The 25731-nt window shown below is 66.7% G+C and carries 23 protein-coding genes; 12 read left to right on the top strand and 11 right to left on the bottom strand.

Annotated features, from left to right (window positions below):
- The 6 genes from B7R24_RS09125 to B7R24_RS09100 form a co-directional block, all read right to left on the bottom strand.
- The gene (locus B7R24_RS09125) at positions 1–807 is read right to left on the bottom strand and encodes a VOC family protein (protein ID WP_116418664.1); all 807 of its coding nucleotides are present in this window, start codon (positions 805–807) and stop codon (positions 1–3) included.
- 65 nt (positions 808–872) lie between these two features.
- Entirely contained in the window at positions 873–2096 is a 1224-nt protein-coding gene (locus B7R24_RS09120) for an ROK family transcriptional regulator (RefSeq protein ID WP_116418663.1), read from the bottom strand.
- Positions 2097–2118: 22 nt separating this feature from the next.
- Positions 2119–2907, bottom strand: coding sequence for a carbohydrate ABC transporter permease (locus tag B7R24_RS09115; protein ID WP_116418662.1), 789 nt, complete (start codon positions 2905–2907; stop codon positions 2119–2121).
- A complete protein-coding gene (locus B7R24_RS09110) occupies positions 2900–3880 on the bottom strand; it encodes a carbohydrate ABC transporter permease (RefSeq protein WP_116418661.1) in 981 nt (326 codons plus the stop codon). Before B7R24_RS09110 ends, B7R24_RS09115 begins: the two co-directional genes overlap by 8 nt.
- A 35-nt stretch (positions 3881–3915) precedes the next feature.
- A complete protein-coding gene (locus B7R24_RS09105; protein ID WP_116418660.1) occupies positions 3916–5301 on the bottom strand; it encodes an ABC transporter substrate-binding protein in 1386 nt (461 codons plus the stop codon).
- A 142-nt stretch (positions 5302–5443) separates the two neighbouring features.
- On the bottom strand, positions 5444–6505 hold the full coding sequence (locus tag B7R24_RS09100) for a LacI family DNA-binding transcriptional regulator (protein ID WP_253259368.1): 1062 nt from the start codon (positions 6503–6505) through the stop codon (positions 5444–5446).
- A 176-nt stretch (positions 6506–6681) separates the two neighbouring features.
- Between B7R24_RS09100 and B7R24_RS09095 the strand changes: the two genes are divergently transcribed.
- From B7R24_RS09095 to B7R24_RS09065, 7 genes are read left to right on the top strand one after another with little or no spacing between them, the layout of a single operon-like run.
- Entirely contained in the window at positions 6682–7974 is a 1293-nt protein-coding gene (locus B7R24_RS09095) for an ABC transporter substrate-binding protein (protein ID WP_116418659.1), read from the top strand.
- A 5-nt stretch (positions 7975–7979) separates the two neighbouring features.
- A complete protein-coding gene (locus B7R24_RS09090) occupies positions 7980–8930 on the top strand; it encodes a carbohydrate ABC transporter permease (RefSeq protein ID WP_253259367.1) in 951 nt (316 codons plus the stop codon).
- Positions 8927–9757: a carbohydrate ABC transporter permease gene (locus B7R24_RS09085; RefSeq protein WP_116418657.1), complete on the top strand. Its 831-nt coding sequence runs from the start codon at positions 8927–8929 to the stop codon at positions 9755–9757. The genes B7R24_RS09090 and B7R24_RS09085 overlap by 4 nt, the downstream gene beginning before the upstream one ends.
- Positions 9754–12282, top strand: coding sequence for a glycoside hydrolase family 2 protein (locus tag B7R24_RS09080; protein WP_253259366.1), 2529 nt, complete (start codon positions 9754–9756; stop codon positions 12280–12282). The genes B7R24_RS09085 and B7R24_RS09080 overlap by 4 nt, the downstream gene beginning before the upstream one ends.
- Positions 12279–13259 carry a glycoside hydrolase family 113 gene (locus B7R24_RS09075; protein ID WP_116418655.1) on the top strand — a complete coding sequence of 327 codons (981 nt, stop codon included), beginning with the start codon at positions 12279–12281 and terminating at the stop codon, positions 13257–13259. Before B7R24_RS09080 ends, B7R24_RS09075 begins: the two co-directional genes overlap by 4 nt.
- A 29-nt stretch (positions 13260–13288) precedes the next feature.
- On the top strand, positions 13289–15022 hold the full coding sequence (locus B7R24_RS09070; RefSeq protein ID WP_116418654.1) for an ABC transporter ATP-binding protein: 1734 nt from the start codon (positions 13289–13291) through the stop codon (positions 15020–15022).
- On the top strand, positions 15019–15654 hold the full coding sequence (locus B7R24_RS09065) for an SGNH/GDSL hydrolase family protein (RefSeq protein ID WP_116418653.1): 636 nt from the start codon (positions 15019–15021) through the stop codon (positions 15652–15654). The genes B7R24_RS09070 and B7R24_RS09065 overlap by 4 nt, the downstream gene beginning before the upstream one ends.
- Here the strand turns inward: B7R24_RS09065 and B7R24_RS09060 are convergent.
- Together B7R24_RS09060 and B7R24_RS09055 are read right to left on the bottom strand one after the other, a co-directional pair.
- Positions 15611–16483 carry a glycosyltransferase family 8 protein gene (locus B7R24_RS09060; protein ID WP_216364028.1) on the bottom strand — a complete coding sequence of 291 codons (873 nt, stop codon included), beginning with the start codon at positions 16481–16483 and terminating at the stop codon, positions 15611–15613. The genes B7R24_RS09065 and B7R24_RS09060 overlap by 44 nt on opposite strands.
- A gap of 45 nt (positions 16484–16528) precedes the next feature.
- Positions 16529–17914, bottom strand: a complete 1386-nt coding sequence (locus tag B7R24_RS09055) for a D-arabinono-1,4-lactone oxidase (protein WP_116418651.1) — start codon at positions 17912–17914, stop codon at positions 16529–16531.
- Between the two features lie 192 nt (positions 17915–18106).
- Between B7R24_RS09055 and B7R24_RS09050 the strand changes: the two genes are divergently transcribed.
- Positions 18107–19021, top strand: coding sequence for a 2-hydroxyacid dehydrogenase (locus tag B7R24_RS09050; RefSeq protein WP_116418650.1), 915 nt, complete (start codon positions 18107–18109; stop codon positions 19019–19021).
- 4 nt (positions 19022–19025) lie between these two features.
- Here B7R24_RS09050 and B7R24_RS09045 read toward each other — a convergent pair whose 3' ends face one another.
- Positions 19026–20072 (bottom strand): glycosyltransferase, encoded by a 1047-nt coding sequence (locus tag B7R24_RS09045; RefSeq protein WP_172582771.1) that lies wholly within the window; start codon positions 20070–20072, stop codon positions 19026–19028.
- Entirely contained in the window at positions 20045–20857 is an 813-nt protein-coding gene (locus B7R24_RS09040; protein WP_172582770.1) for a glycosyltransferase, read from the bottom strand. Before B7R24_RS09040 ends, B7R24_RS09045 begins: the two co-directional genes overlap by 28 nt.
- A 116-nt stretch (positions 20858–20973) precedes the next feature.
- On the opposite strand from B7R24_RS09040, the gene B7R24_RS09035 reads away from it, so the two are divergent.
- Entirely contained in the window at positions 20974–22179 is a 1206-nt protein-coding gene (locus tag B7R24_RS09035) for an FAD-binding domain-containing protein (protein ID WP_216363656.1), read from the top strand.
- Positions 22180–22186: 7 nt separating this feature from the next.
- On the opposite strand, the gene B7R24_RS09030 is transcribed toward B7R24_RS09035, so the two are convergent.
- The gene (locus B7R24_RS09030; protein ID WP_116418646.1) at positions 22187–22579 is read right to left on the bottom strand and encodes a PPOX class F420-dependent oxidoreductase; all 393 of its coding nucleotides are present in this window, start codon (positions 22577–22579) and stop codon (positions 22187–22189) included.
- 452 nt (positions 22580–23031) lie between these two features.
- Between B7R24_RS09030 and B7R24_RS09025 the strand changes: the two genes are divergently transcribed.
- From B7R24_RS09025 to B7R24_RS09015, 3 genes are read left to right on the top strand one after another with little or no spacing between them, the layout of a single operon-like run.
- Positions 23032–23772, top strand: coding sequence for a hypothetical protein (locus B7R24_RS09025; RefSeq protein ID WP_116418645.1), 741 nt, complete (start codon positions 23032–23034; stop codon positions 23770–23772).
- Positions 23773–23810: 38 nt separating this feature from the next.
- Positions 23811–24857, top strand: a complete 1047-nt coding sequence (locus B7R24_RS09020; protein WP_172582769.1) for a DUF4397 domain-containing protein — start codon at positions 23811–23813, stop codon at positions 24855–24857.
- Positions 24854–25588, top strand: a complete 735-nt coding sequence (locus tag B7R24_RS09015) for a class F sortase (protein ID WP_116418643.1) — start codon at positions 24854–24856, stop codon at positions 25586–25588. The genes B7R24_RS09020 and B7R24_RS09015 overlap by 4 nt, the downstream gene beginning before the upstream one ends.
- Positions 25589–25731 lie beyond the last annotated feature (143 nt).

The following is a 25731-nucleotide window of genomic DNA, read 5'->3' as shown; positions in this document are numbered from 1 at the left end:
TCACGACCCCGTGACGGCGTGCAGCAACCCGTCGGGGTCGGCGACGATCTCGAGGCCCGCTCGGGTACCCACGGATTCGGCGCCCGGCGGCATGCCGCCCTCGAACTCGACGGCGAGGAAGCCCGGTGCCTCGAGCTGCGGCTGTCGCTTCGACTTCTCGACCTTCTCATAGGTGAAGATCTCGAGCGACGTGTCGCCGTCGCGAAGGAAGGCGATCTCGAAGCCACGGTCGTCGCTGGGCTGGTGGATCCCCGACATGAGGCTGTAACCGAGTTCGCCGAAGTACTGCTTCGTCGCTTCGAGGTCGTTCACCGTCTCAGCGACGTGGTCGAACCGCGGCCGGGTCGGGGTGCCGAGCGCCCAGTCCGCGTCCACAGCCTCACGGTCGAACACCTCGTGGTACTGCAGCGGGCCCTCGACGAGCTCGAGCAGCGTGCCGTCGGGGTCGTAGAAGAAGGTGATCCGCACGTCGCCCTCGGCGTGGATCGGTTCGAGATGGAACGGAACACCGCCCTTGTGCAGCGCGTCGACCCGAGCATCCATGTCGGCGACTTTGAAGCCGACGTGCCGGAAGCCCGCCTGTAGGTCGTCGGGGATCCAGGTCGATGCGTCACCGCCGCCCGCACCGCCCGCCCCGGCGCCGCCCGCCCCGGCGCCGAGACGCACGAGGCGCAGCTGGCCTGCGACGGCATCGAGTACGGCGCTGTCGTCCGAAGCCTCGACGACTTCGGCCCCGAGGTAGCGGGTGTAGAAGTCGACGGAGCGCTTGACGTCTTCGACGTTGATCAGAATGGAACGGATGGCCATGAGTGCCAGTCCTCTCTCTCGGTGTGGGCGGATGCCCCGTGGTGTGGCCGCAGAACCGCGGCGGGTCAGACGCCGCGTTCGGCGCGAGTGTGGGGGGTCAGAACGTGCTGCAGAGCGAGGGATGCGGCGCCGACGGCCGCGGCGTCGAGCCCCGGATCCGACAGCGTGATCTCGACGCCGTGCACCGACTTGGTGCGCGCGAATCGCGCGACCCGATCGGTGATGGCGCGCAGGTAGAAGTCGCCCGCATCGGCGAAACCCGGCCCGGCCAGGTAGATGCGGCCGAGGTCGAGGAGGTTGACGACCGAGAGCACCGCGGCGGCGACGTAGGCCGCCGACCTCTCGATCAGCTGGGCGGAGCGCCGGTCACCGCCCGCCGCCGAGCGGGCGATCATGTCGAAGTTGTGTCGCAGATGCGCGTCGTCACCCGACAGCCCGAGGTCGCGGGCGAGTGCAGGGTCGGCCATGGCCGAGCCGACGATCGCGCGCGGGCCGGCCAGGATCTCCAGGCAGCCGCGTGACCCGCACCAGCAGGCCGGCCCACCGATGTCGAGCGTCATGTGGCCGATCTCACCGACGTTGGAGGAGGAGCCGCGGCTCACACTCCCGCCGATCATCAGCCCCAGTCCGAAGCCGTTCGACATGTAGAGGGTGGCGAAGTCCTGGCTGGCCGACAGCCGGCCGGCCCAGAAGTTGCCGAGGGCCGCGCAGGCGGCGTCATTGTCCCGAACGACGGGCAGCCCCATCCGGGTCTCGAGGGCTTCCTGCACGGCGAAGGTGTCCCAGTCGTCCGACGTGAGCGAGATGCGTTCGGCTCCGGCGCTGAGGTCGAGCCCGGCCCCGGCCACCCCGATACCGACGATGTCGGAGGTCGGGATCTCGAGGTCGAGAAAGAGCCCCTCCAGTTCGTCGCCGATGCGAAGCACCACGTCGCTCGGCGGGGTTCCGGCGATCCCGGCGGAGATGTGGTGCCCGACGACGGTTCCGCCGAGATCGGCAACGACGTAAGTGAGACGGGCGTCGTCGAGCGAAATGCCGACGGCATAGCGGGCATGCGGGTTCAGTTCGATGAGGCTCCGCCGTTTGCCCCCGGTGGAGTCGCTGAAGCCGGTCTCGACGACGAGGCGGTCTTCGATGAGCGACTTCACGATGCGCGTGATCGACGTGGGGGTCAGCCCTGACATCTCCGACAGTTCGATACGGCTGACCGTGCCGCTGGAGCGCACCATGTCGAGGATGGCGCTGCGGGTGTTCTCTGAAGACGGTCCGAGTCGCCGAACAGTACTCACGATGTCTCCTCAGGGATGGCTGTCATTTGATTGCGCCCGCTGCCATGCCCCGCTCGAACTGCTTCTGCAGCAGAATGTACGCGACGACGGTCGGAATGGCTGTGACCACGGCGGCGGCGAGGATCTTCGGGGTGTCGTCATTGTACTGACGGCGGAAGAACTCGGGCAGCAGCGTGACGACGCCCATGTCTTCGTCGGTGAGGAACACCTTCGGCGAGAGATAGGCGTTCCAGGAATTGATCAGCACCAAGACGATCAGCGCAACAGCCATCGGTTTTGCGAGCGGTACGAGAACCGACCAGAACATGCGCCACGTGCCGGCGCCATCGAGTCGTGCAGCCTCGAACAGGGTGTCGGGGATGCCGTCGACATAGCCGCGGGTGATGAGCACGGTGAACGGGATCTGCAGGGCTGCGATGGGCAGGATGACCGCCCAGAACGTTCCGAGCAGGTCGAGCCGCACGGCCGTCGCATACAGCGGTGCGATCAGCACGACCTCCGGCAGAGTGAGCGCGGCCATCATCATCCAGAAGAGCACTTCCTTGCGCTTCACCCGGAGCTTGGAGAACCCGAAGGCCGCGGCCATGGTCGCGAGATAGATGATGACGATCGATCCGCCTGCCACGATGGCCGAGTTGAGGAAGAAGCGGGCGAAGCCGGGCACCGCGAGAACGGCGGCGTAGTTGCCCCACCCCGATCCGGCGAACGATCGGGAGACCATCGCGTAGATCGGGATGAGGAACGGGATCATGCACACCGTGACGATGAGCTGCAGAATCAGTTTCGATCGCAGCGAGCGCGTCTCAAACATCCGGAGTCTCCTCAATGAGTGCCTTGCGTTCGCGACTGCGCAGCTGGATGATCACCGAGACCGACACGGCGATCACCAGCAGGATGACCGACAGGGTCGCGGCGTACCCGAGATTTCGGCCCGTGCCGGCGGTCTCGGCATAGATCATCGTGCCGAGGAACTCCGAGGAGTGCGCCGGCCCGCCCTGGGTGATCAGCCAGACGTTGTCGAACAGCTTGAGCGCGGTGATGAAGTTCAGGATCGCGAGCGAGATGGTGATGGGCTTGAGATTCGGCAGAACGACGGAGAACAGCAGTCGGAGGTTGCCGGCCCCGTCGATCCGGGCCGCCTCCAGCATTTCGGGGTCGATCTGGGCCATGCCCGCATAGAACAGGATGAATCCGAAACCGACCGACCCCCAGCATCCAACCAGGGTCACGACCACCAGGGAGGTCGTCGACTGGCCGATCCAGCCCTGGGCGAGGGAACCGAGGCCGATTGCCTCGAGGATCTGGTTGACCGTGCCGTCGGTCTGCCAGGCCTGGATGTGCGCCGGGGCCAGAGTGGCGGGAGCCACGACCACGGGGATGACCACGATGACCTTGTAGACGTTCGCGAAGAAGATCTTCGAGTGCATCACCGCGGCGAACAGCACACCGCCGACGACCTGCACGGCGAACACGGCCACGAAGTAGATGACGGTGTTGCGGAGGGCCGTGTAGAACGTCGGATCGGTGAACGCCTGCACGTAGTTGTCGAACCCCGCGGGGATCATCTTCGACCGGCCACCACCCCAGTCGAAGAACGACAGGTAGCCGGAATAGACGATGCTGTAGTAGATCAGACCCACCGAGATGATGAAGCCGGGCAGGATCCAGACCAGCCCGCCCGGAACCAGGTGGGAGGTTCTTCGCTTCGCCCCCCGCGCGTTCGGGCCGGAGTGGCCCGAACGCGCGGGGGCGGATGTCTTCGGCCGCGCCGTTGTCACAGTCATGGTGCTCGCTTTTCGCCCGGTCGCCCGCGTGCCGGTCAGTTGGCGCCGACGGTACTGGCCTCGGAGGAGGACTGCAGTTCAGCGGCGATGTCGTCGACGGACTTGTTGACGGTCGGGTCGAGCACCTGCTGGATCGCGATGACGATCGCATCGAGGGTCTTCTCGGTCGTCTGGTACTGCCGTGACTGCGTCGTCGAGCCGCTCTCGGAGATGAGCTCCTCGATGGCGGGCTTCTGCACCGAGTCGTCGACCAGGCTGATCGAGGCGAAGTCGGGCTTCACGCCCTGGAGGGCGGGCAGCAGGTCGAGTGCGTTCGCGACGTTCTGCTGGCCGGTCGTCGACATGGTCATCCACGACACGAACGTCTTCGACGCTCCGATGTTCGGTGAGTCGGCGCTGATCGCCAGGCCGTAGTCGGCTTCGCCGAAGTAGGCCGAGCCATTGCCTTTGCCCGCGACATCCGGGAACGCCGCGGGAAGCTGCACGAAGCAGGTCGGGTTCGCGACGCCGGCCGCCTCCATGGAGGTCTTGCACGATTCGGCACCCGAGTACTGCGTGTACCAGAAGCCCATCTGCACCATCGCGGCGTCGCCGCGCATGAAGGCCTCGTTGGCGAGCGGGTACTGCGTGCCGTCGAGCGCATCGGAGCTGATGATGCCGTCTGCCCTCATCTTCTTGACGATGTTGAGGGTCTCGATGCCAGCCGGGTCGCTCCACTTCGCCTTGCCGGTCGCGGCTTCGATGAAGAAGTTCGGATCGACCGAGTTGGCGATCGAGTGGAACATCTCGGTGGGGAACGTGTCGGCACCGCCGGCGCCCATGGTGAAGCAGGTCTTGCCGATCGCGGTGATCTTCGCGCAGGTGTCTACCCAGGAGTTGTAGTCGGTGGGAACGCTGGCGCCGGCTGCGTCGAGAATGTTCTGGTCGATCCAGAGGAACCCGGCTGCCATACCGCCCATCGGAGCGGAGACGAGGCGGCCCGTCGAGTCGTTCAGCTGCTTGGCGTAGCCCTCGCCGAACTTCGACTCCCAGTCTGCGCCCAGCTTCTCCTGGGCGAGGGGTGCGAGATCGATGGCGTAGGGGCCCCAGAGGTCGGGTGTGCCGCCGGCGGGGGAGAGCACGAAGACGTCGGGACCCTTGCCGGAGTCGAGCGCGGGGGTGAGGGTGGTTCGATAGTCGACGTTCTCGAAGTTCTTGTAGGTGACTTTGATGTCGGGGAACTCTTTGTTGAACTCGGCGATGTACCGCTCCGCGACGGGGGTGTCGGGCGTATAGCCCCACCAGGTGACCTCGCCCGAGGTCGCGGCCGGTTCGCTCGAAGCGTCTGCCGACGAATCGCCGCCGCCGCTGCATCCGCTGAGCACCAGCGAGACGGCCGAAGCGAGCCCCACGGCCGCCAGCACGTACTTGGATTTCTTCATTCTTCTTGCCTTTCAACACGTCATTGTGATCGCCACGGCTGGGCCTTGGTGAGACGCTACGCGCTGGAGAAGAAACTTACAATACTTTTGTTATAAAGATTTCACCGGATTGGGATGACCGCCCCGCAGCCCGACAGGCAGGTCACGGTGCGCCTCGCTCGCCCGATCCGCGCGGGATGAGCCGGGTGGGAATCTCGACGTGCCGCGGAGGGCCGGTGAGGTCGTCCATGCGGGAGACCACGAGCTGTGCGGCGGTGCGGCCGAGTTCGGCGGGGTCGTACGCGACGACGCTGATGCCGTAGGCGTCGGCCAGCTCGAAATCGTCGAAGCCGATGAACGCGACGTCATCGGCGCTTTCGCGAAGGGCGTGCAGCACCCCCGAACTCGCGCGGTTGTTGCCGGCCACGATGGCTGTCGGCGGGTCGGCCATGGCGAGGAGGTCCCGCACAGAGTCGGCGGCGGATGCTCCGCCGGCCTCCTCGAGGCGCTCCCAGCGCGTCGTGTCGGTGACCCCCGCCTCCCGGAGGGCCTGCCGGTAGCCCCGCAGGCGTTCCTGATGGGTGAACAGGGCGGCGGGCGAGCAGACGAACGCGATGCGGCGGTGGCCGAGCCGGATGAGGGCGCGAACGGCCTCGGCGGTTCCGTCGGAGTTCGCGAGCACCACCGAGTCGGCGATCAGGTTCGTGGCCGGGCGGTCGATGCAGACGACGGGGGTGCCGAGCTGGCGTTCCCCCTCGAGGTAGGACTGGTCGGAGGCGATGGGAACCATCAGCAGGGCGCGCACGCGCTGTTGCAGGAGCGCCTCGACGACCCTCTTCTCGCTCTCGGGTTCGTCGTCGGTCGAGGCCAGGATCATCAGGAGCCCGTGCCGGGCGAGTTCTCGCTCGATTCCTGCGGCGACCGCGAAGTAGAACGGGTTCGTCAGGTCGCCGATCACGAACGCGACAGTGTTGGTGACGCTGCCGTACCGCAGGTCTCGGGCGAGGTGGTTGGGGCGGAACCGAAGCGTTCGGGCCGCGCGGAGAACGCGGTCCCGCGTCTCGGGTGTCACGCTACTGCTGCCGAGCACGACCCGGGAGACGGTCTTGGCGCTGACCCCGGCGAGTCGTCCCACGTCGGCGAGTGTCGCACGCGGCTGCGCCGGAGCGGCGAGGCCGACCGCCGGTGGGGCCTCCGGCATCATCTCCGCGCTCGACTCCGTCATAGCGGAACACTAGCACCGAGCCGATCATGTCCACGTGGACACGTGGGTCGCATCCGCAATTCGACCCGTGAGACCAGCATCTTGGCTGTGTGATCAGAACGTTATCCCAATGGGGGCTGTTTTAATGTCAACGATGACATACAGTCGTCTCAATCAATGGAGATGGAGATCAACCCATGGCTAAGAAACACATCGCCGCCGCATTCCTGGCGACGTTCGCCCTCATACTCACCGGCTGCACGGCGGGCGGAGACTCCGGCGGGGGAGACGGCAAACCGTCCGGCGACATCACGGTTCTGACCAACCGCACCGACATCGTCGACACGGTCTTCCAGGACTACAAGAAGACCTTCGAAGCGAAGTACCCCGGCACGAACGTCACGTTCGAGGCGATAACCGACTACGAGGGCGAGGTGAACACGCGCCTGAGCACGAAGGACTATGGCGACGTTCTGCTCATTCCGAGCCAGGTTCTGCCCACCCAGTTCTCGCAGTTCTTCGAGCCTCTGGGCAACAAAGACGACCTCGCGAAGAAGTACCGCTTTCTGAACGACAAGTCCTACGACGGAACGCAGTACGGCATCCCGACCTTCGGCAGCGCCAACGGCATCGTCTACAACAAGAAGGTGTGGAGCGACGCCGGTGTGAAGGGCCTGCCGACCACCCCCGCCGCGTTCATCGCCGACCTGCAGCTGATCAAGAACAACACCCAGGCCATCCCGTACTACACGAACTACAAGGACGTCTGGCCGCTCAGCCAGTGGCAGGGCCCGCAGGGCTTCACCGGCAAGACCACCGTGGTGAAGGACAGGGACTCCTCGGATGCGCCATGGAGCGCCGGGAGCGAGGAGAACATCATCGACGGCCTGATCTACGACATTGTTTCGAACGGCCTGTCCGAGCCCGACCCGCTCACCACCGCGTGGGAGAGCTCGAAGCCTGCGCTGGCGAAGGGCGAGATCGGCACCATGCTGCTCGGCTCCTGGTCGGTCATCCAGATGCAGGAGGCCGCGACTGCGGCGGGCACCGATCCGGCCGATATCGGCTACATGCCCTTCCCCTACCAGACCGATGGCAAGTACAACGTGACCATCGCGGGCGACTTCAACAACGCGATCAACGTGAACTCGTCGAACAAGGTCACCGCACGGGCGTGGATCGACTGGTTCACGGATGAGTCCGGCTACTCCGAGCTCTCCGGCGCGCTTCCGACCGCGATCGACGGCGCGACCCCCGACACCCTGAAGGACCTCGATGCCGCCGGCGTGAACTACGTGCAGCTCGACGCACCCGAGAACCCGTCGCTCGACTCCGACATCTACAACGCGGCCGAGATCGACCTGTTCGGTGGCATCTATCGCCAGAAGCTTGTCGACATCGCCCGCGGCGCAGCCGACGGTGACAAGGAGTCGTACTTCGCCCAGCTCAATCAGAAATGGGCCGAAGCACGAGCGGGCGCCGGGTCCTGAGCGCTGTGACCCGTCTTGCCGGGGCGTTGCTGCCCCTCGCTGAACCAGCCGTCACGGCCGGGCAGAAGAAGCGGGCGGGGCGATCGGGGGTGAGGCACCGGAAGATCACTCCGTACCTCTTCCTCATCGTTCCGCTCGCCTTCCTGATCACCTTCACCTACGTTCCGGCGGCGAACCTCATCTGGTTCAGCGTCACGGACTGGGACGGGATCGACAAGACCAAGAACATCGTCGGAGCCGACAACTTCATCGAGATCTTCACCGATCCCGAGGTGTTCCGGGTCTTCTACGTGAGCCTGTTCTACATCGCGGCATCGTTCATCCAGATGGGGCTCGCGCTCTACTTCGCGACGGTGCTCAGCTTCAGCACCCGCTTCCGCAACCTGTTCAAGGGCATCCTGTTCTTTCCCTACCTGATCAACGGGGTCGCGATCGGGCTGATGTTTTTGTACTTCTTCCAGCCCGACGGCACGCTCGACAGCCTGTTGAAAGCGGTCGGGCTGCAGGAGGTCACCACCCAGTGGCTGGGCAATCCGGATGCGGTGAACCCGTCGCTCGCGGCGACCTCGGTCTGGCGCTACACGGGTCTGAACTTCGTGCTGTTCCTCGGCGCGATCCAGTCCATTCCCTCGCAGCTGTACGAGGCGGCAGATCTCGACGGGGCGAACAGGTTCCAGCAGTTCCGGTTCATCATCGTGCCGGGGATCAAGAGGATCATCAGCCTGTCGTTCATCCTCGCGATCTCGGGCAGCCTGGCGGTCTTCGAGATCCCGTTCATCATGACGGGGGGAGCGAACGGAAGTGCCACCTTCGTGATCGAGACGATCCGGCAGGCGTTCACCTTCCGGCAGGTCGGGCTGGCCTCGGCGATGGCCGTCGTGCTCCTGGTGATCGTGCTCATCGTGACGCTCGTGCAGCGCAAGCTGCTCCCTGACGACGAAGTGAACCTGACATGAGGAGTGTGGCGAACCTCTTCACCGGTCTCAAGTACCTCTCGCTCGTGGTGGCCTGCTTCATCACGCTGCTGCCGCTCGTGGTGCTCTTCATCACCTCGTTCAAGTCGAAGGAGGAGTACGCGAACAGCAGTCCGCTCGATCTGCCCCGCAACTGGTTCAACTTCGAGAACTTCGTCACCGCGTTCACCCGTGGGAACATGGCGCTGGGCTTCGTGAACACGACCTTCGTGCTGGTCGTCTCCCTCGTCGGCACCATCCTGATCGGCACGATGACCGCCTACGCCATCGACCGGTTCGAGTTCCGGTTCAAGAAGATCATCATCGGGCTCTTCCTGCTCGCCACGCTGATCCCGGCGGTCACGACGCAGGTCGCGACCTTCCAGATCGTCAACGGGCTCGGATTGTTCAACAGTCTCTGGGCTCTCATCGCGCTGAACCTCGGCACCGACATCGTCTCGATCTACATCTTCGTGCAGTTCATGCAGTCGATCCCGAAAGAGCTCGATGAGGCCGCGATGCTCGACGGTGCGAGTAAGTTCGGCATCTACTGGCGGGTGATCCTCCCGCTGCTGAAGCCGGCGATCGCCACGGTGGTGATCGTGAAGGGCATCGCGATCTACAACGAGTTCTACCTTCCCTACCTCTACGCCCCCAACCCGAAGCTCGGAGTCATTTCGACCGCACTGTTCCGTTTCAAGGGACCGTTCGGCTCGGAATGGGAGATCATCTCCGCCGGAGCGATGATCGTCATCATCCCGACCCTCATCATCTTTCTGGTGCTGCAGCGCTACATCTACAACGGATTCACCCAAGGAGCCACCAAGTGACGTTCACCCGCACCGAGACCACCGCCCGGCTGATCCAGACGAGACTGCTGCACGAGGGGTGGTCTGCCGAGGCCGTCGGCGGGCCCGTGCCCGAGTATCTGCGAGGTCGGGCATTACCGGCTGTCGTGCCCGGCAGCATCCACACCGACCTGATGGCGGCGGGGCTCATCGACGACCCCTATCTCGACGACAACGAGCGCCTGCTCGCCTGGATCGGGTCGTGCGACTGGCGGTACTCGACGACGTTCTCGTTCAGCGATGACGGTCACGATCGCACACAGCTGGTCTTCGAGGGGGTCGACACGATTGCCTCGATCGAGCTGAACGGGCACGCGGTCGCCGACACGAAGAACATGCACCGCACCTACCGGTTCGACGTCGCGCCGCTGTTGCGACAGGGTTCGAACGACCTCGTGGTCACCTTCTCGTCTCCGGTGAAGTACGCCGACCGGGCGAGCCTCGACCAGGGCTACCGGCCGCACGTGAACCACCACCCGTACAACAGCATCCGCAAGATGGCCTGCAGCTTCGGCTGGGACTGGGGTATCGACACGGCGTCTGTCGGCATGTGGCGGCCCGTCTCCCTCGTCAGCTGGTCGACCGCGAGGCTCGCGTCGGTGCGGCCCACCGCGACAGTTCAGGATGATCGGGGCTCCGTCGTGGTTCGCGCCGACGTCGAGCGGGGCGGGGCGGCGAATTCACCGCTGACGCTGCGCCTCTCGCTCTCGGGGGAGACGGTCGAGGTCGAGGTGCAGCCGGACGCACTCAGCGCCGAGCTCGAGATCGCGGTCGACGACGTCGAGCGCTGGTGGCCCGCCGGCCACGGAGCGCAGCCCCTCTACGACGTGGATGTCGCGCTGCTCGACGGCGACACGGTTCTCGACGCCTGGGCGGGCCGGGTCGGGTTCCGCACCGTGCGCATCGACCACGAGCCCGACGAGAACGGCACCCCGTTCACCTTCATCGTCAACGACCGCCCGATCTTCGTGCGCGGCGTCAACTGGATCCCCGACGACGCATTCCCGCACCGGGTCGACCGGGCGCGGTACGACCGGCGGCTGGCGCAGGCGAGGGCGGCGAACATCAACCTCGTCAGGGTCTGGGGCGGCGGCATCTACGAGAGCAGTGACTTCTACGACCTCTGCGACGAGCGCGGGCTGCTGGTCTGGCAGGACTTCCTGTTCGCCTGCGCGGCCTACACCGAAGACGAGCCGATGCGCTCCGAGGTCGAGGCGGAGGCCCGCGACAACATCGCCCGCATCATGCCGCACCCGAGCCTCGCCCTCTGGAACGGCAACAACGAGAACATCTGGGGCTTCGAGGAGTGGAATTGGGAACCGCGCCTCGGCGGACGGTCGTGGGGGCTGGGCTACTACCTCGAGCTGCTGCCGTCGCTGGTCGCAGAACTCGACCCCTTCCGCCCGTACACACCGGGGAGCCCGTTCTCGCCCGAAGCGGCACGGTCCGACGCGCCCGACGGCTCGGGCGCACCCGCCCCCGCCCACCACCCGAACGACCCGCTGCACGGCTCGACACACCTCTGGGAGCTGTGGAACCGGCAGGACTACCCCGGGTACCGCGATGTCACCGCGCGCTTCGTGGCCGAGTTCGGCTGGCAGGGTCCGCCCGCCTGGTCGACCCTGACCCGCTCCCTCTCCGACGACCCGCTCACCCCGGAGTCGCCCGGAATGCTGGTGCACCAGAAGGCGATGGAGGGCAACGACAAGCTCATCGACGGTCTCGTCGCCCACCTGCCGCTTCCCGACGACATGAACGACTGGCACTGGGCGATGTCGCTCAACCAGGCGACCGCCGTTCAGGTGGCCATCGAGCACTTCCGGTCGATCAGTCCGGTCTGCGCCGGCACGATCGTCTGGCAGCTGAACGACTGCTGGCCCGTCACCTCGTGGGCGGCGATCGACGGCGACGGGCGCGAGAAGCCCCTCTTCCATGCCGTCAAGCACGCCTACGCCGATCGGCTGCTCACGGTGCAGCCGCGGGGTGAGCACCTCGTCGTCGCGGTCGTGAACGACTCCGACGAGCCGTGGTCGGGTGAGCTCGCCTTCTCCCGTCACGACTTCGACGGCCGGGTGCTGTCGACGACGACCGGCGAGGCTCTGGTGGGGGGCCGGTCGACCCTCGTGCTCGAGGTGCCGACGGATGTTTCAACCCCCCTCGACGCGGGCGGCGAGCTGGTCTCGGTCACCCTCGGCGACGTTCGGGCGCTCTGGTTCTTCGCCGAGTACCGCGACTCCAGACTGGAGCCGGCCGACCTCCTGACCCGGGTGGAGCCTGGGCCGGAGGGCTACGCCGTGACGGTCACGGCCCGCAATCTCGTGCGGGACGTGGCGCTGCTGATCGACAGGCTCGACGCCCAGGCGACGGTCGACGACCAGCTGCAGACACTCCTGCCGGGGGAGAGCGCCACGTTCACCGTGCGTTCGTCGAAGCAGCTCACGGCGGCGGATGTCGCTGACCACCTCGTGCTGCGAAGCGCCAACCAACTGGTGGAGCTCTTGCCATGAGCCACCGGAGCATCACGACAGACGAGCAGTTCTGCGGAATGACGTGGGGCTGGACCGGGGTTCGCGGCACCTGGGCGACCCCGGCCGCATCCGCATCGATGGCGAAACTCACCGACCTCGACGTCACCTGGGTCGCCCTGAGCTTTGCCGCCCAGCAGGACACGGCGCAGTCGACCACCATCCGGTTCCGCGACGAACCGGCCCCCACCGACGACGAAGTGCGGTGGGGTATCCGCGAGGCGAAGGGCCTCGGCTTCTCGGTCTGTCTGAAACCGGTGGTGAACGTCGCCGACGGAACGTGGCGCGCCTTCATCGGCTTCTTCGACGAGGAGGTGCCCGGCGAGCCGAGCTGGGCCGAGTGGTTCGACTCCTACGGAGAGTTCATCGTGCACTACGCCCGCATCGCCGAGGCCGAGGGCTGCGAGATGCTCTGCATCGGATGCGAGATGGTGCAGACCGACAAGCGGGCGAGCGAGTGGCGGGCCCTGATCGCCCGCGTTCGCACGGTCTACACCGGCACGATCACCTACAACTGCGACAAGTACCAGGAGAACCGGGTGACCTGGTGGGATGCGGTGGACGTCATCTCCTCGAGCGGGTACTACCCCCTCGGGGAGTGGGATGTGCAGCTCGACAGGATCGAGCGGGTTGTACGCGAGGCGGGCAAGCCGTTCCTCTTCATGGAGAGCGGATGCCCGAGTCGGGCCGGTTCCGCCGCCCGCCCCAACGACTGGACCCTCGTCGGTGCCCCCTCAGAGGAGGAGCAGGCCCGGTGGTACGAAGACGCGTTCTCTCGAACGAATGCCCGCGACTGGGTGCAGGGTTTCATGCTGTGGGACTGGCCGGCCGTGCTCTACCTTGCCGAAGACGCCTCCGGCAACGACGACTACTGCATCTATGGCAAGGCCGCTGCCTCGGTGGTGCGCCAGCACTACGCTGCGCGGAGCGAGCGGTTTTCTCGCCGGGTGTCGACCTGAGCCGCGGGGCGCGCCCGGCCAGCGACGAGGTGCTCGACGTCGCCCGGCCCTTCGCGACTCTGCTGGCGTGGCTCAGGCCGTTCCGGTCGCGCATCCTGTTGTCGATCCTCGTCTTCGGCGTCAAGGACTCGCCGATCTGGGTGCTTCCTGTCATCACCTCGGCGGTCATCGATGTCGTCGTCGAGCACGGAGACCCTCTTCGGCTCGTGACGCTGCTGGGGATCGCTCTGCTGCTGCTGGTGCAGAACTTCCCCTCGAACATCCTGTTCGTGAAGCTCTACATGGGTAGCGTTCGGCAGCTCGCGGTCGAGGTGCGCAATCGTCTCGCGCACCACCTGCAGGGCCTGTCGATCGGGTATCACGCCCGGGCGAGTTCGTCGGTCATGCAGACCAAGCTCGTTCGTGACGTCGAGAATATCGAGCTCATGCTGCAGCAGACGGCGCAGACCGGTATCTCGGCGCTCTTCATCCTCGCCGGCGCGATCGTCGTGACGGCCGTGCGGGTTCCGGCCTTCGTGCCGGTCTTCCTGCTGGCCGTGCCGGTGGCCGCCCTGCTGGTGCGGGGGCTGCGCGCCCGCTCGAACGCGCGCAACGAGCACTTCCGGCACACGGTCGAGCATCTCTCCGCCCGGGTTGGCGAGATGGCCACCCTCATGCCGATCACCCGGGCCCATGGTCTCGAGGCCGTGGCGGCCGACCGGGTCGGTTCGAGTGCCGAAGGGGTTCGCGACGCCGGGCTCGCGCTCGACCGGCTGAACGGATCGTTCGGTGCGCTGAGCTGGATCTCGTACCAGACGCTCGGACTGCTCTGCCTCACCGGTGCCGCACTGGCCGCCCTCACCGGCTTCATTCCGATCACCGCCGGTGAAGTCGTGCTGCTCAGCACCTACTTCACGATCCTGACCGGGAGCATCATCAACATGCTCTCGCTCGCGCCGGTCATCACGAAGGGTCGTGAATCGATCAAGTCGATCTGCGAGGTTCTGCAGGAGCCGGATGTCGAGCTCAACTTCGGTCGTACCCCGGCCTCCGAGGTCACCGGCGACATTTTGATCGAGAACGGCGGGTTCGAGCACGACGACGCGGACCGGCCCGCCCTGTCGAACATCACCCTGCACATCCGCGCTGGCGAGACGGTGGCGTTCGTCGGCCCGTCGGGGTCGGGCAAGTCGACACTGCTCAACCTGGTGCTCGGATTTCTCCGACCGAGTTCCGGTCGCATCCTGCTCGACGGTCGTGACATCAATGACCTCGACATGCGTGCCGCACGGCGCTTCTTCTCCGTCGTGCCGCAGGAGTCGGTTCTCTTCGAGGGTTCGGTGCGCGACAACGTCACCTACGGTATGGCCCGCGCGACCGACGAACAGGTGCACCGTGCTCTTCGCGATGCGAACGCCCTCGACGTGATCGAGGCCATGCCCGACGGGTGGCACACTCATGTCGGAGAGCGTGGGGCCCGCCTGTCGGGCGGACAACGCCAGCGCTTCGCCATCGCCCGGGCACTCGTGCGCAATCCTCGTGTGCTGATCCTCGATGAGGCGACCTCGGCGCTCGACAGTGAATCGGAGCGCTCGGTGCAGGAGGCCCTGCAGCGACTGATGGAGGGTCGCACGACCCTCGTCGTGGCCCACCGCCTCTCGACGATACGATCAGCAGACCGCATCGCGGTTCTGGAACGGGGGCACATCATCGAGCTCGGAACGCATGAGGAGCTCGTGGCTCTCGGTGGCCGCTACACCCAACTGTTGGGGGCGCAGGCATGACCGTGCAGACCACGCTCCTCTTCACGGGCGACAGCATCACCGACGCCGGGCGCCGGACCGACCCCGACGGGCGCCTCGGCGGGAACCTCGGCGACGGATACGTGCGCCGGATAGCCGAGATCGCCGCCCGGCACGAAAAGCCCGTTCAGGTGGTGAACACCGGTGTCGGCGGCGACCGCACGATCGACCTGCTCGCGCGGTGGGAGGTCGATGTTATGCAGATCAAGCCCGACATCCTCTCGGTCATGATCGGGGTGAACGATATGTGGCGACGCTTCGACTCCGGGCTGTCGACGTCGGCCGCTGAGTTCCGGGCCACCTACTCGGTGATGCTCGACCGGGCGCTGTCCGCGCTGACCCTGCGCCGGCTAGTGCTGCTCGAACCCTTCCTGGTACCGGTGACGAGCGAGCAGCACACCTGGCACACTGACGACCTCGACGCCAAGATCCAGGTCGTTCGAGACCTGGCGGTGCACTACGACGCGACCCTCATCCCGCTGAACGATCTCTTCGCTGCAGAGGCCCGCGCGACCGGCCCGGCCTCGGTCATCGAGGACGGCGTGCATCCCAGCGCCGGGGGACACGAACTCATCGCCCGGGAGTGGTGGCGGGTGATGGAGTCGGCTGTGTGACCGCCTGGACGGGCGAGTCCAGGGTGTCTTCCCTCTCCCACCACAGGCTGTTCACCTCGAAGTACCGGTCGGCGGGGTCGAGGGGCTTCTCCCACGGCTTGTCGATGATGTAGTGGATGTTCGCAACCGCCGCCAGATCCCAGACCGACGGGTGTTGGTGCGGCAGGGTCTTCAGTGCGTTGTAGACGTAGGGCAGTGGTCGCCACCGATCGCGGTAGAACTCGTTGAGGAAGTCCTGTTCGGCGAACGCGTAGTGAGACAGGTCCTCCAGAGCCCCCAGCCGCCCCACCATGTCTGCGAGAACGGTCTCATCGGGCGAGAGCACGAGGAATCCACCGTTCAGGTAGTTGTCGGTCGCATCCGGCTCGGTGACGTGGTCCCCGCCCCGGCAGTGGGTGTAGAAGCAGGTGGCCGGCGTCCAGCTCGGCGGATAGCTCGCGATGCGGTTGGGGTTGCACCGGCAGGCGTGACACGCGGCGATGGCTCCATCGGGCAGGTCCAGTGAGAACAGCTCATCCATGTTCCGGATGACCAGCATGTCGGCGTCGAGGAAGACGATGCGCTCGAACTCGGTGAGTCCCCAGACGGCCAGCTTGGTCCATACCTCCGCAAAACGGGAGTTGGCGTAGCTGTCGCCCGACCCGCCGGCCGGCCTGAGCGGCGCCACCTCCCGTACGAGGCATCCGTCGTTTCGAAGAAGCTGCCGAGTCTGCTCGTCGATCCCGTCGGTCACCATCACCACGAGGGGGATGACGCTGCCGGATGCGGCCAGTGAGGCGCGCAACACCCTCACCCCGACGAGGTAATTGGGCTGCGTCAACAACGTCACCCAGGCGTTCATCGGTGGTACTCCTGTCGTTGTAGCCGGGCCCGGTCAGTCAAGCAGTGCCGCAGTGAACGCATTGGCGAAGCGGTGCTGGGGGTCGAGCGCCTCGCGAACCCGACGGAAGGCCTCCCACTGGGGGTAGAGCGCCGGCCAGTCATACAGAGACTCGTCGAAATACTTGCCCCAGTGCGGACGCCCGCCCTCGTCGGCCAGAGCCCGTTCGACCGCCCTCAGAAAGCTCTCGCCCTCCTCGGAGAGCGACCCATCGGCCGCGTAGTAGACCACGAAGCCGAAGTAGCAGGTGTCCTGGCCGTGCGACGGGCTCAACCAGCCGTCGGATGGGCCGGTGCAGCGCAGGATGACCGGATAGTGCATCCGGGGACGGGTCTCGCGGTGCCAGTCTTTGATCATCCTGATGACTTCTCCGGCCCGGGCCAGTGGGACGGCGATCTCGACGTTGATCTGGGGAGTCGCGATGCCCTTGCAGAACACCTGGTAGATGTCTCCCGTGACGTCGGTGAAGTCCCTGAACCGGGTCATGGTGCGAAGCGGCTTGCCGCCGTCGGCCACTCCCTTGGTGTCGTCGCGCATCTGGCGGAGGGTCGACTCCACGGTGTCGTTCATCGAGTTGTTGGTGTTCGCGTGCGCGAGCAGCTCACCGCCGCCGGCCCGGTACCGCATGACCTCTTCGTCGCTGGCCTCGTTGGCCTTCCAGACCTGCACCTGGCCCTCCTGGGGGAACCACCACGCTTTGACCAGACTGTTCTCCCGGTTCCAGGTCCCGAGGTCGGCCTCCAGGTTGTCGGCGCTGACGGCAGTCTTGAGGCAGGTGTAGATCACCGACTCCCGAGCCTTCAACGTCACCGCCGTGATGACTCCGAGCGAACCGAGGCTGAGCTGCACCGCGCCGAAGTCCGGGTGGTCGCGGTCGAACTCCGCCACCGAACCGTCGGCCAGCACCATCCGGATCGACAGCGCGGCGCCGGCGATCGCACTCTGCTGCAGGCCCTGGCCATGGGTGCCGGTGGAGAGGGCGCCGGCCAGCGTCTGCTCGGCGATCACCCCGGGCGAGGCGGGCAGCATCTGCCCCCGTGCCAGGAGAAACGCGTAGACGGCGGCCAGGGGAGTCGAACCCGCGAAGGTCACGGTGTCGTCGGTGCTGGAGATCAGGCCGCTCAGCGCACTGAGGTCGAGCAGCGTGCCATCGCTGTTCGCGACCTGCATCATCCGGCCGGGTGACATCCGGCTCCCGATCATCCTCACCGTGCCGTCGCTGGTAGACAGCAAGTCCTGAAGCTCCGCCTCCGTGGTCGGAGCGACCACAGAACCGGGGGGACCGAGCCGTGCGTTCTTGGCCCAGTTGCGCAGGCGGATGTCCTCACCCGTGAGCTCCGGCTCCTGGCTGGGGTAGGTGAGCTGCGTAGTAGCAGTCATGGCGCGTCTCCTGTTCACAATCGGTCCTGTCTTCGGAGCCGCATTGATCCGCAGAGAAGATTCACCGGCAAACGAACTTCCGGGTGCCTGATTGCATTCTAAGTACCTTCCATGAACGAAGTTTCACCTTGTGTAGAAGTCCCGGAGACACTAGGACTGCAGCCCGGCCATGACGGTGACTACGCTGAAGCCATGACTGTCGTATGCGTACCCGACTCGAACGCTCAAGAACTCCTCGGAGACCTTCCCGACGGGGTAGAGGTGATCGTCTGGAACGGTGAGGACGACAAACCCGACAAACTGGCGGAGACCGTCTTCTGGGTGCCGCAGGTCGAGGATTCCACCAACCTCGCCGACAAGTTCGCTGCCCTGCCGAAGCTCGAGGTCACCCAGCTGACGAGCGCGGGAGTGGAGGACATCCTCGACTCCGTCCCAGACGGGGTCACGCTGTGCACGGCGCGCGGTGTTCACGGTTCGGCCGTCGCCGAGCTGGTTCTGACGGTCGTCCTGGCGACGCTCCGGCGGCTGCCCCACTTCATCGAGTCGCAGCAGGAGGGCCGATGGAACCCGATGGAGGCCGACGATCTGCGCGACAAGCGGGTGCTGATCATCGGCGCCGGTGACCTCGGCGAGCAGACCGCCCGCCGGCTGCGGGCCTTCGACGCCGATCCGGTGCTCGTGGCGCACACGGCTCGTGACGACATCCACGCCATCTCGGAACTGCCGAGCCTGCTGCCCGAGGCCGACGTGGTGGTGCTGACCGTTCCGCTCACCTCAGACACGACGGGGCTCGTGGACGCCGAATTCCTGGCCCGGATGCCCGATGGCGCCCTCCTGGTCAACGTCGCGCGGGGCAAGGTCGTCGACACCGAAGCACTGCTCTCCGAGCTGACGTCTGGCCGCCTGCGCGCCGCTCTCGACGTGATGGAGCCGGAGCCACTGCCCTCGGGCCACCCGCTCTGGAAGGCACCGAACCTGATCATCACCCCGCACGCGGCCGGCTCCGTCGCCTCGGCGGGAGCGCGAGCCTTCGCGCTGGTCACCGACCAGATTCGACGGTACGTGGCCGGCGACGACCTCATCAACGTCGTGAAGGGCGCCTACTGACCCGTCAGGCGTACGCCGTGAAGTTGGGCCCGAGGCTCTCGAGCCAGGCGACCGGATGCTCCGCCACGGTGTCAGCGCCGGGCCCCGCCCACGCAGCGTCGACCGCCTCCTGCAGCGCTGCAGCAGTGCGGGCGAAGGGGTAGCGCTCCAGCACCCAGCGTCGGTTCGCGGCGCGCACCGACGCCCGGGCGTCGATGTTCTGGATGAGCTCGGCCACCCGGTCTCGGATCAGCAGTGGTCGCTGGTCTGGAACCCGCCACGCTCCGGGCGCCTCGAACAGTTCGTGACCGCCTCCGCCGTCGTAGCCGACCACGAGACATCCTGACGCCAGCGCTTCGGCGACGGGCAGACCGAAGCTCTCGGTGTGCCCGAGGGCGATGAAGATCGCCGTCGTCGCCAGGGTGGCAGCCACCTCGGCCCGCGGGGCCTCTCTCAGCTCCACCAGCTCCACCCCGGAGAGCCGGGGGTCGTCGGCGAGCATCCGCGCAAGGAGGGAGGCCTCCCGAGGCCGCTTCTTGGGAAACCAGCTCACCCGGAGCTGCCCGGTCGGGCCGGGGGAGAACAGCTCGCCGTCGACCGGATTGGGCACGAGCCCCACCGTCAGGCCGGGAAGCGTGGCGGCGAGCACGTCGCGGCTCTCGGCCGACACCGCCCAGACCGCGGGCTCAGGCGCCCAGCCGGGAAAGTTCTCGCCGGGGGCGCCGGCGGCGAAGGTGTAGAAGTGGTTCTGGTTGAAGATGACCTTCCGTGCTCCGGGCGCCGGGTCGCGGCCCTGGATGGTCGGTGTCTCCGGCAGCACCAGGAGATCGTCGGCGCCGATCGGGAGGGTGGCGCCGAACAGCATCGGTACGTCATCCCCGATCCAGTCGGTGCGGTCAGCCGGATCGGGCAGCCACAACCGAGCGTCGTGGCCGCCCGCGCAGAGCAGCCGCACGTGCTGGGTCATCACGTGCACACCGCCGCTGTGGTGGCGGGTGGCGAAACCCGCGTAGACGATCCGCCGCGGGGAGGGGCCGGAACGGCTCACCACGTCGGCGGGGTCAGGTACCACGATGCGCCGTTGCCGGTGTTGTGGGCGGGGAACGACGCCGGCGAGAGCCCGGCCTCCGCCCGCCAGCCGTCGCCCCACTTCGCGTTCAGACCATCGAGGATCTCTGCGCGGTTGCCCTCCGACGTCTGGCCGGTGCGGTTCATCGTCTGGCGACGCAGGTGCGAGACGTAGGCGCCCTCGGTGACCACGCATCGAAGGCCGGCCGCGCGCACCCGGATGGCCAGGTCGATGTCCGCTCCGTAGCCGTGCCCGGCGAACGTGACCTCGTCGAGACCCCCCAGCAGGGCCACGGAGGGTACTGCGAATGCGATCGCGGTACCGTCGCAGAAGTCGACGTCGCGGAGCACGTCGCGTGGCACGTACTCTGCGGCGACCCGGGGGATCGTATGGGCCCGCTGATGCAGCCAGAAGTCGTCGTAGCAGGCCGCCGCCATCGCGATGTCGTCTGCGCTCCGGAACGGGGCGAGCAACCCGTCGAGGAACCCGGGCGACAGCCGGATGTCGTTGTTCAGCACCACGCAGACCGCATGTCCCGCGCGCGAGGACTCCTCGAGGGCCCAGTTCGTGGCGCCGATCCACCGCAGGTTCTGCCCCGGGCGGTACACCGAGATGCGGCCTTCGGGCAGCACGTAGTCACCGGCGTTGTCGACCACCACGATGCGCACGGCCGGGTCGAGGTCGCTTCCGTCGCGACACAGGTCGGCGACGACCGCATCCGTCAACTCCGGCGAACCGAACGCGGGAATGACCACCAGCGTCGACGCGGAGGTGCTCGAAGATGTCACGGGTTCCTGTCTGGTGAGGCGAACGTGGGCCACGGCAGCCAACAGTACCGGGTCTTGACGTCAACCCCGGCGCGGGCGGGGCCGCCGTCACTGCAGGGGCGCTCATAATGGCAAGGGTGTTCACTCCCACTCGTGCGGCCGCCCTCGAAGCCCTCGCCGACTTCGTTCCCCGAGCAGGATCGCAGTACGCCCGAGATCGCAACCTCGACGCCGGGCCGGGTCGCGACAACGTCTCGTCGCTCTCTCCGTACATCCGGCATCGGCTCCTGACGGAGAGTGAAGTCGTCGCCGCCGTGCTCGGCCAGCACCGACTCTCCTCGAGCGAGAAGTTCGTACAGGAAGTCATGTGGCGCACCTACTGGAAGGGCTGGCTCGAACAGAACCCCGACGTCTGGCTGCGGTACCGACGGGATGTCGTCGAACTCGCTCAGGCCGGCCAGACCGAGGCCGGCGACTATCGGGATGCGATCGTCGGTCGCACCGGGATCGACGCGATGGATGTCTGGGCGCAGGAACTCATCGAGACCGGGTACCTCCACAATCACACCCGCATGTGGTTCGCGAGCATCTGGATCTTCACCCTGCGCCTGCCGTGGCAACTGGGCGCGGACTTCTTCTACCGTCATCTTCTCGATGGGGATGCCGCGTCGAACACACTGTCGTGGCGGTGGGTGGCCGGCCTCCAGACGGCAGGCAAGACCTATCTCGCGTCCCAGTCGAACATCTCCCGTTTCACGGAAGGGCGTTTCTCTCCGAAGGGGCTGGCCACAACGGCGCGGGCTCTCGTCGAGGATCCGCTGCCGACGCGTTCACCCCTCGCACCGCCGGAGCCGAGCCCCAGCGGGTCGCGGTCGGGTCTGCTCCTGCACGAAGAAGACCTGGATGCGCCCGGTCTGCTGGCCGAACATCCGTCGGTCACCTCCCACAACCGGCTCGTCGCTGTGGTCGGGTTCGCCCGAGCCGACGACCGCTCGCCGTTGGGTGCCTCGGATGCGGTGGCCGAGTTCACGATGTCGGCTCTCGACGACGGCGTCGCACGCTCCGGCGCGAGTGGTCGGCCACACGTGCTCTCCGACACGTTCGCGTCGACCGTGCTCGAGTGGGCGGCGTCAGAGAATCTGAACTCCATCGTGATGCCGTTTGCTCCGGTCGGTCCGGTGCGGGAGCGCATCGACACTCTGCGGGCCGCCGTCGCTTCGGAAGGGGTGACGCTGTCGACCCTCCAGCGGCGGTGGGACACTCTCGCGTGGCCACACGCGTCGCGGGGCTTCTTTCCCTTCCGTGAGCAGATTCCGCGGCTGCTCGCGCAACAGGGTCTCTGACGGGGCGCTACCCCTGCCCGCTGATACTGGTCGCCGCAATGGTCAGGATGATGCGCTCCTGGTCGCGTCCGCCGTACCAGGGGTAGGGCTGTCCGGTGTACTTCTGCGACAGGGCCTCGATGCTCTCCACGCCGCCCTCCGTCGTCATACTGACGACTTCGCCCCGCACCTGGATGTACCGGAACGGGTTCTGGGGGTCCTGGATCGCCACGGCCACCCGCGGGTCGCGCTGAACGTTCCTGACTTTCACGAAGCCGACCACGGTATTGATGATGACGTGTTCGCCGTCGGTGTCGACCCACGTCTCCGTCACCTGCGGGGAACCGTCGGCCATGAGGGTGGAGAGAAAGCACGGACTCGGCTGACGGAGCAGCTCGAGCAGGTGGTCTGGCAGGGTCATGGGGTCTCCTTGAGTGAGAGCTGAGCGCTCTGTGGTCGTGCAACGATTCTCCCCCTCTGCGCTCGTAGAAGAGTGAGGCATGCCCTCGGCCCCGACGATCAGGCGCACGCTTCGGGTAGCGAGGGTCGGTTGCCTCACAGCGTCGGCGCACAAAAAAGAGGGTGAGATTTTGACGGAAACCCCCCAAACAGGTGCGGATAGTGCGATGGGGGTTCAGAATCGACTGACACCGCAGGTTCTGCGGAGGAAACTGACCAGGGTCGCAGTCCCTGCCCGCACCACCGTGTGCGAGCTGATGCAAAGGGCCCCGAATGACCAGTTTTTCGCTTCACGTGAATCCCCTCGGCGAGCATCACAGGCACGCAGCAGTGAAGACTGGTGCGCACCACCGCAAACCGAGGCGTCCTGAGCCCCGGCATGTCATCCGTGTTGTACGAAGAAAACGTCTCGGGGTGGCCCTGCTGGCGGCGGCGGCAGTGGCCGTCGTTGCGACGGTCGCGATGATGGCTCCGACGCTCGGCACGTCACCGGTCGTCGCACTCGACAGCAACACGGCTCTGAACCAGGGCGGCGCTGCTCCGGAGGTGCCCATGCTCGCTCCGGGCACGATGGGCGACGGCTCTGTGGGCGACGGCTCAGTGGGCGACGGCTCAGTGGGCGACGGCTCAGTGGGCAACGCGCCGATCGCCGGCAGTGCAGCTGTTGGCGCCACGGCGGTTCAGGTGGCAGCGGCGCGAACGTTCGCCGGGAGCCAGCTGGCCAGCAACGCGGGGCTCACGCTCTCAGCGAATGCCCGCGAACTGCTGGTCGCGGGCCAGGTCGATGCCCGCGGCATCCTGAGCCTCGGTCAGTACCTGGGGCAGACGCGACTGACCGTGGCCGACTTTCCGGCCGCCGATGCGGGTACCGGAACGGCTGAGGTACGCCGCCGGATACTGGTCTCCGGCCTTGCGGGAGTGCCGCTGGGCACCGACGCAACGGTCCCGGGCAGTACTGCCCCGGGAAGTGCGGCCTCGGCTGGCGCCGCAGCCTCAGCCGCAGCCGCAGCCGCGGCCTCGGTCGAGGCCTGGTTCCAGGGGTTGAGCGCCCCGGTCGAGGTCGAGTCTGTTGCACGCGTTCCCGCCGGTGTGCTGGTGACGTTTGCACCCGGGGAGCCATCGTCACTGCTTCCCTCGCCCGCACCGGCTTCCTGATGTGCAGCGCTGGTGCGACGAAGAGAGAGAGAACCGACATGGTGAAAACACTCGGGTGTGGGAATGTGCAGCGGGCCGCTCGGGGCGGAGAGGTTCCTCCACGTCGCCGTCTTCGGGTGTCGGGCGTCGTTGTGGCGGCGCTCTTCGGTCTCATCGTCGGTGCCATGGTCGGAGGCCCGACACTCCAGGTCGCCTCGGCGACGCCTTCGGCTGTCCCGGCTGCGGCCGTGTCCGAAGCCGCGTCGACAGGGTGGGTGCGGCTGGCTCACCTCTCGCCTGACACCTCGGCGGTCGACATCCAGTTGACGGCGCTCGCGGGAGGGTCGGTCGTGAGCTCTCTGCAGGACATCGCCTACGGGCAGGTCTCGAACTACATCGCCCTGCCGAAGGGGGCGTACATCGTTTCGATGGTGCCGACGGGCGGGGACATGACGTCCCCGGTCATTCAGGCGTCGATCACGGTGGCCAGTGGCCAGCCCCTCACCGTTGCGGCGTACGGGAAGAACGCCTCACTCAAGGCGGCGGTGTTCTCCGACGATCTGACCGCTCCGGCGGCGGGCGAGTCACGTATTCGTGTCGTTCAGGCTTCGACTGCCGTACCGAGTGTCACGGTGTCGACCTCGACGGGAACGGTACTGGCCGCAGGTGTGACGTCTGGCACGGCTTCGCCGTACTCGAACGTCGAGGCGGGGCCGTCGACCCTGACGGTATCGGGCGGGCCGACGACGTCGTCGGCACAGGTCGACCTGCCGGTCGGGGCTGTCTCCACCCTGTTCGTGCTCGACAACGCGAGCGGGGGCGTCACCGTCACGTCGGTGGCGGATGCGTCGAGTGTCACCGCCCTGCCGACAGGCGGTATTCAGACCGGCGGCGGCGGCACCGGTGTGCATGTCAATGCCCATCTCGCATCCCCTGGGGGTATGGCGGGACCTCTGGCAACGGCGTCGAGTCTGCTGGTGGCGTCGAGTCTGGCGCTGGCGCTGGCTCTGCTGGTCGGGGTTGCCCTGCGGCGCTCACACCGCCCTGACGGTCCCGCTCCGGCTCTGGTTCAAGACCCGCCCTCTCTGCCGCAACGCACCCGATGACCCGTCGCGCTGCGTCGCCGGGCGAACCACCGCGCGTGCTGGCGGTTCTGGGTGGGTGCCTTCTGGTTCTGACGATCGCGCTGTCGGGCTGTTCTGCGGGCGCCGGAAGCGCTGCAGGCGTAAGCGGGTCAGGAGATGCCGGCGGCCGAGCGGCAGCGACCACACCCGCCCCGGTCACCCCGACAGCGGCTGCGCCCGAGCCTCCAGCCGCCGCAGCGCGGGGGGCGCTGGGTTCGAACCAGGACCCGGCAGGGCCTGCTGGCCCGGATCTGGAGCAGCAGGGCATCACGCCCGTGCGGGTGCAGATCGCTGCCATCGGGGTCGACTCGGGGCTCGAGGCGCTGAGCCGCGATGCGACCGGATGGATACAGCCGCCGAAGAACTTCGCCTCGGCCGGGTGGTACCAGGAGGGTGTTGTGCCGGGTGATGTCGGGCCGGCCGTCATCGCGGGGCACATCGACGATGCGGTCGGTCCAGCCGTGTTCTACGAACTCTCGTCGCTTAAAGTCGGCGACCGGGTGACGGTGACGCTGTCTGACGGCAGCACGCGGGTGTTCGCCGTCGACCGTGAGATCGAGGTGGCGAAGGCCGCGTTCCCCACGGGGGAGGTCTACGCGCCGACACCGACAGCGCAGCTCAGGCTCATCACCTGTGGCGGGGTCTTCGACGACTCGACCGGCCACTACGTGGATAACGTGGTCGTCTTCGCCAGCGAGGTGAGCCCCAGCTGAGGCCGGGTTCGACACGACGACGTCCCGCAGTGTTTCGGGCGCATGACGGGCATATTCCGAGAACGTAACGGATCGGCGGATACGTCTATCAGCTCGTGCGGATAGGTGCGTATTTGGTATAGGGTCTGGACTCTAAACCATTA

Source organism: Subtercola boreus (assembly GCF_003399645.1).
Classification (GTDB): Bacteria; Actinomycetota; Actinomycetes; order Actinomycetales; family Microbacteriaceae; genus Subtercola; species Subtercola boreus_A.
Note: the sequence above shows the minus strand (reverse complement) of the source record. Positions and strands in the feature narration are given on the sequence as shown.

Excerpts from the sequence above, each read along its gene's own strand:
- B7R24_RS09030 (WP_116418646.1), bottom strand. The coding sequence starts at position 22,579 with ATGACCCTGCCAGACCACCTGCTCGAGCTGCTCCGTCAGCCGAGTCCG.
- B7R24_RS09050 (WP_116418650.1), top strand. The coding sequence starts at position 18,107 with ATGACTGTCGTATGCGTACCCGACTCGAACGCTCAAGAACTCCTCGGA.
- B7R24_RS09125 (WP_116418664.1), bottom strand. The coding sequence starts at position 807 with ATGGCCATCCGTTCCATTCTGATCAACGTCGAAGACGTCAAGCGCTCC.
- B7R24_RS09100 (WP_253259368.1), bottom strand. The coding sequence starts at position 6,505 with ATGACGGAGTCGAGCGCGGAGATGATGCCGGAGGCCCCACCGGCGGTC.
- B7R24_RS09105 (WP_116418660.1), bottom strand. The coding sequence starts at position 5,301 with ATGAAGAAATCCAAGTACGTGCTGGCGGCCGTGGGGCTCGCTTCGGCC.
- B7R24_RS09110 (WP_116418661.1), bottom strand. The coding sequence starts at position 3,880 with ATGACTGTGACAACGGCGCGGCCGAAGACATCCGCCCCCGCGCGTTCG.
- B7R24_RS09095 (WP_116418659.1), top strand. The coding sequence starts at position 6,682 with ATGGCTAAGAAACACATCGCCGCCGCATTCCTGGCGACGTTCGCCCTC.
- B7R24_RS09065 (WP_116418653.1), top strand. The coding sequence starts at position 15,019 with ATGACCGTGCAGACCACGCTCCTCTTCACGGGCGACAGCATCACCGAC.
- B7R24_RS09075 (WP_116418655.1), top strand. The coding sequence starts at position 12,279 with ATGAGCCACCGGAGCATCACGACAGACGAGCAGTTCTGCGGAATGACG.
- B7R24_RS09085 (WP_116418657.1), top strand. The coding sequence starts at position 8,927 with ATGAGGAGTGTGGCGAACCTCTTCACCGGTCTCAAGTACCTCTCGCTC.
- B7R24_RS09115 (WP_116418662.1), bottom strand. The coding sequence starts at position 2,907 with ATGTTTGAGACGCGCTCGCTGCGATCGAAACTGATTCTGCAGCTCATC.
- B7R24_RS09055 (WP_116418651.1), bottom strand. The coding sequence starts at position 17,914 with ATGACTGCTACTACGCAGCTCACCTACCCCAGCCAGGAGCCGGAGCTC.
- B7R24_RS09020 (WP_172582769.1), top strand. The coding sequence starts at position 23,811 with ATGGTGAAAACACTCGGGTGTGGGAATGTGCAGCGGGCCGCTCGGGGC.
- B7R24_RS09015 (WP_116418643.1), top strand. The coding sequence starts at position 24,854 with ATGACCCGTCGCGCTGCGTCGCCGGGCGAACCACCGCGCGTGCTGGCG.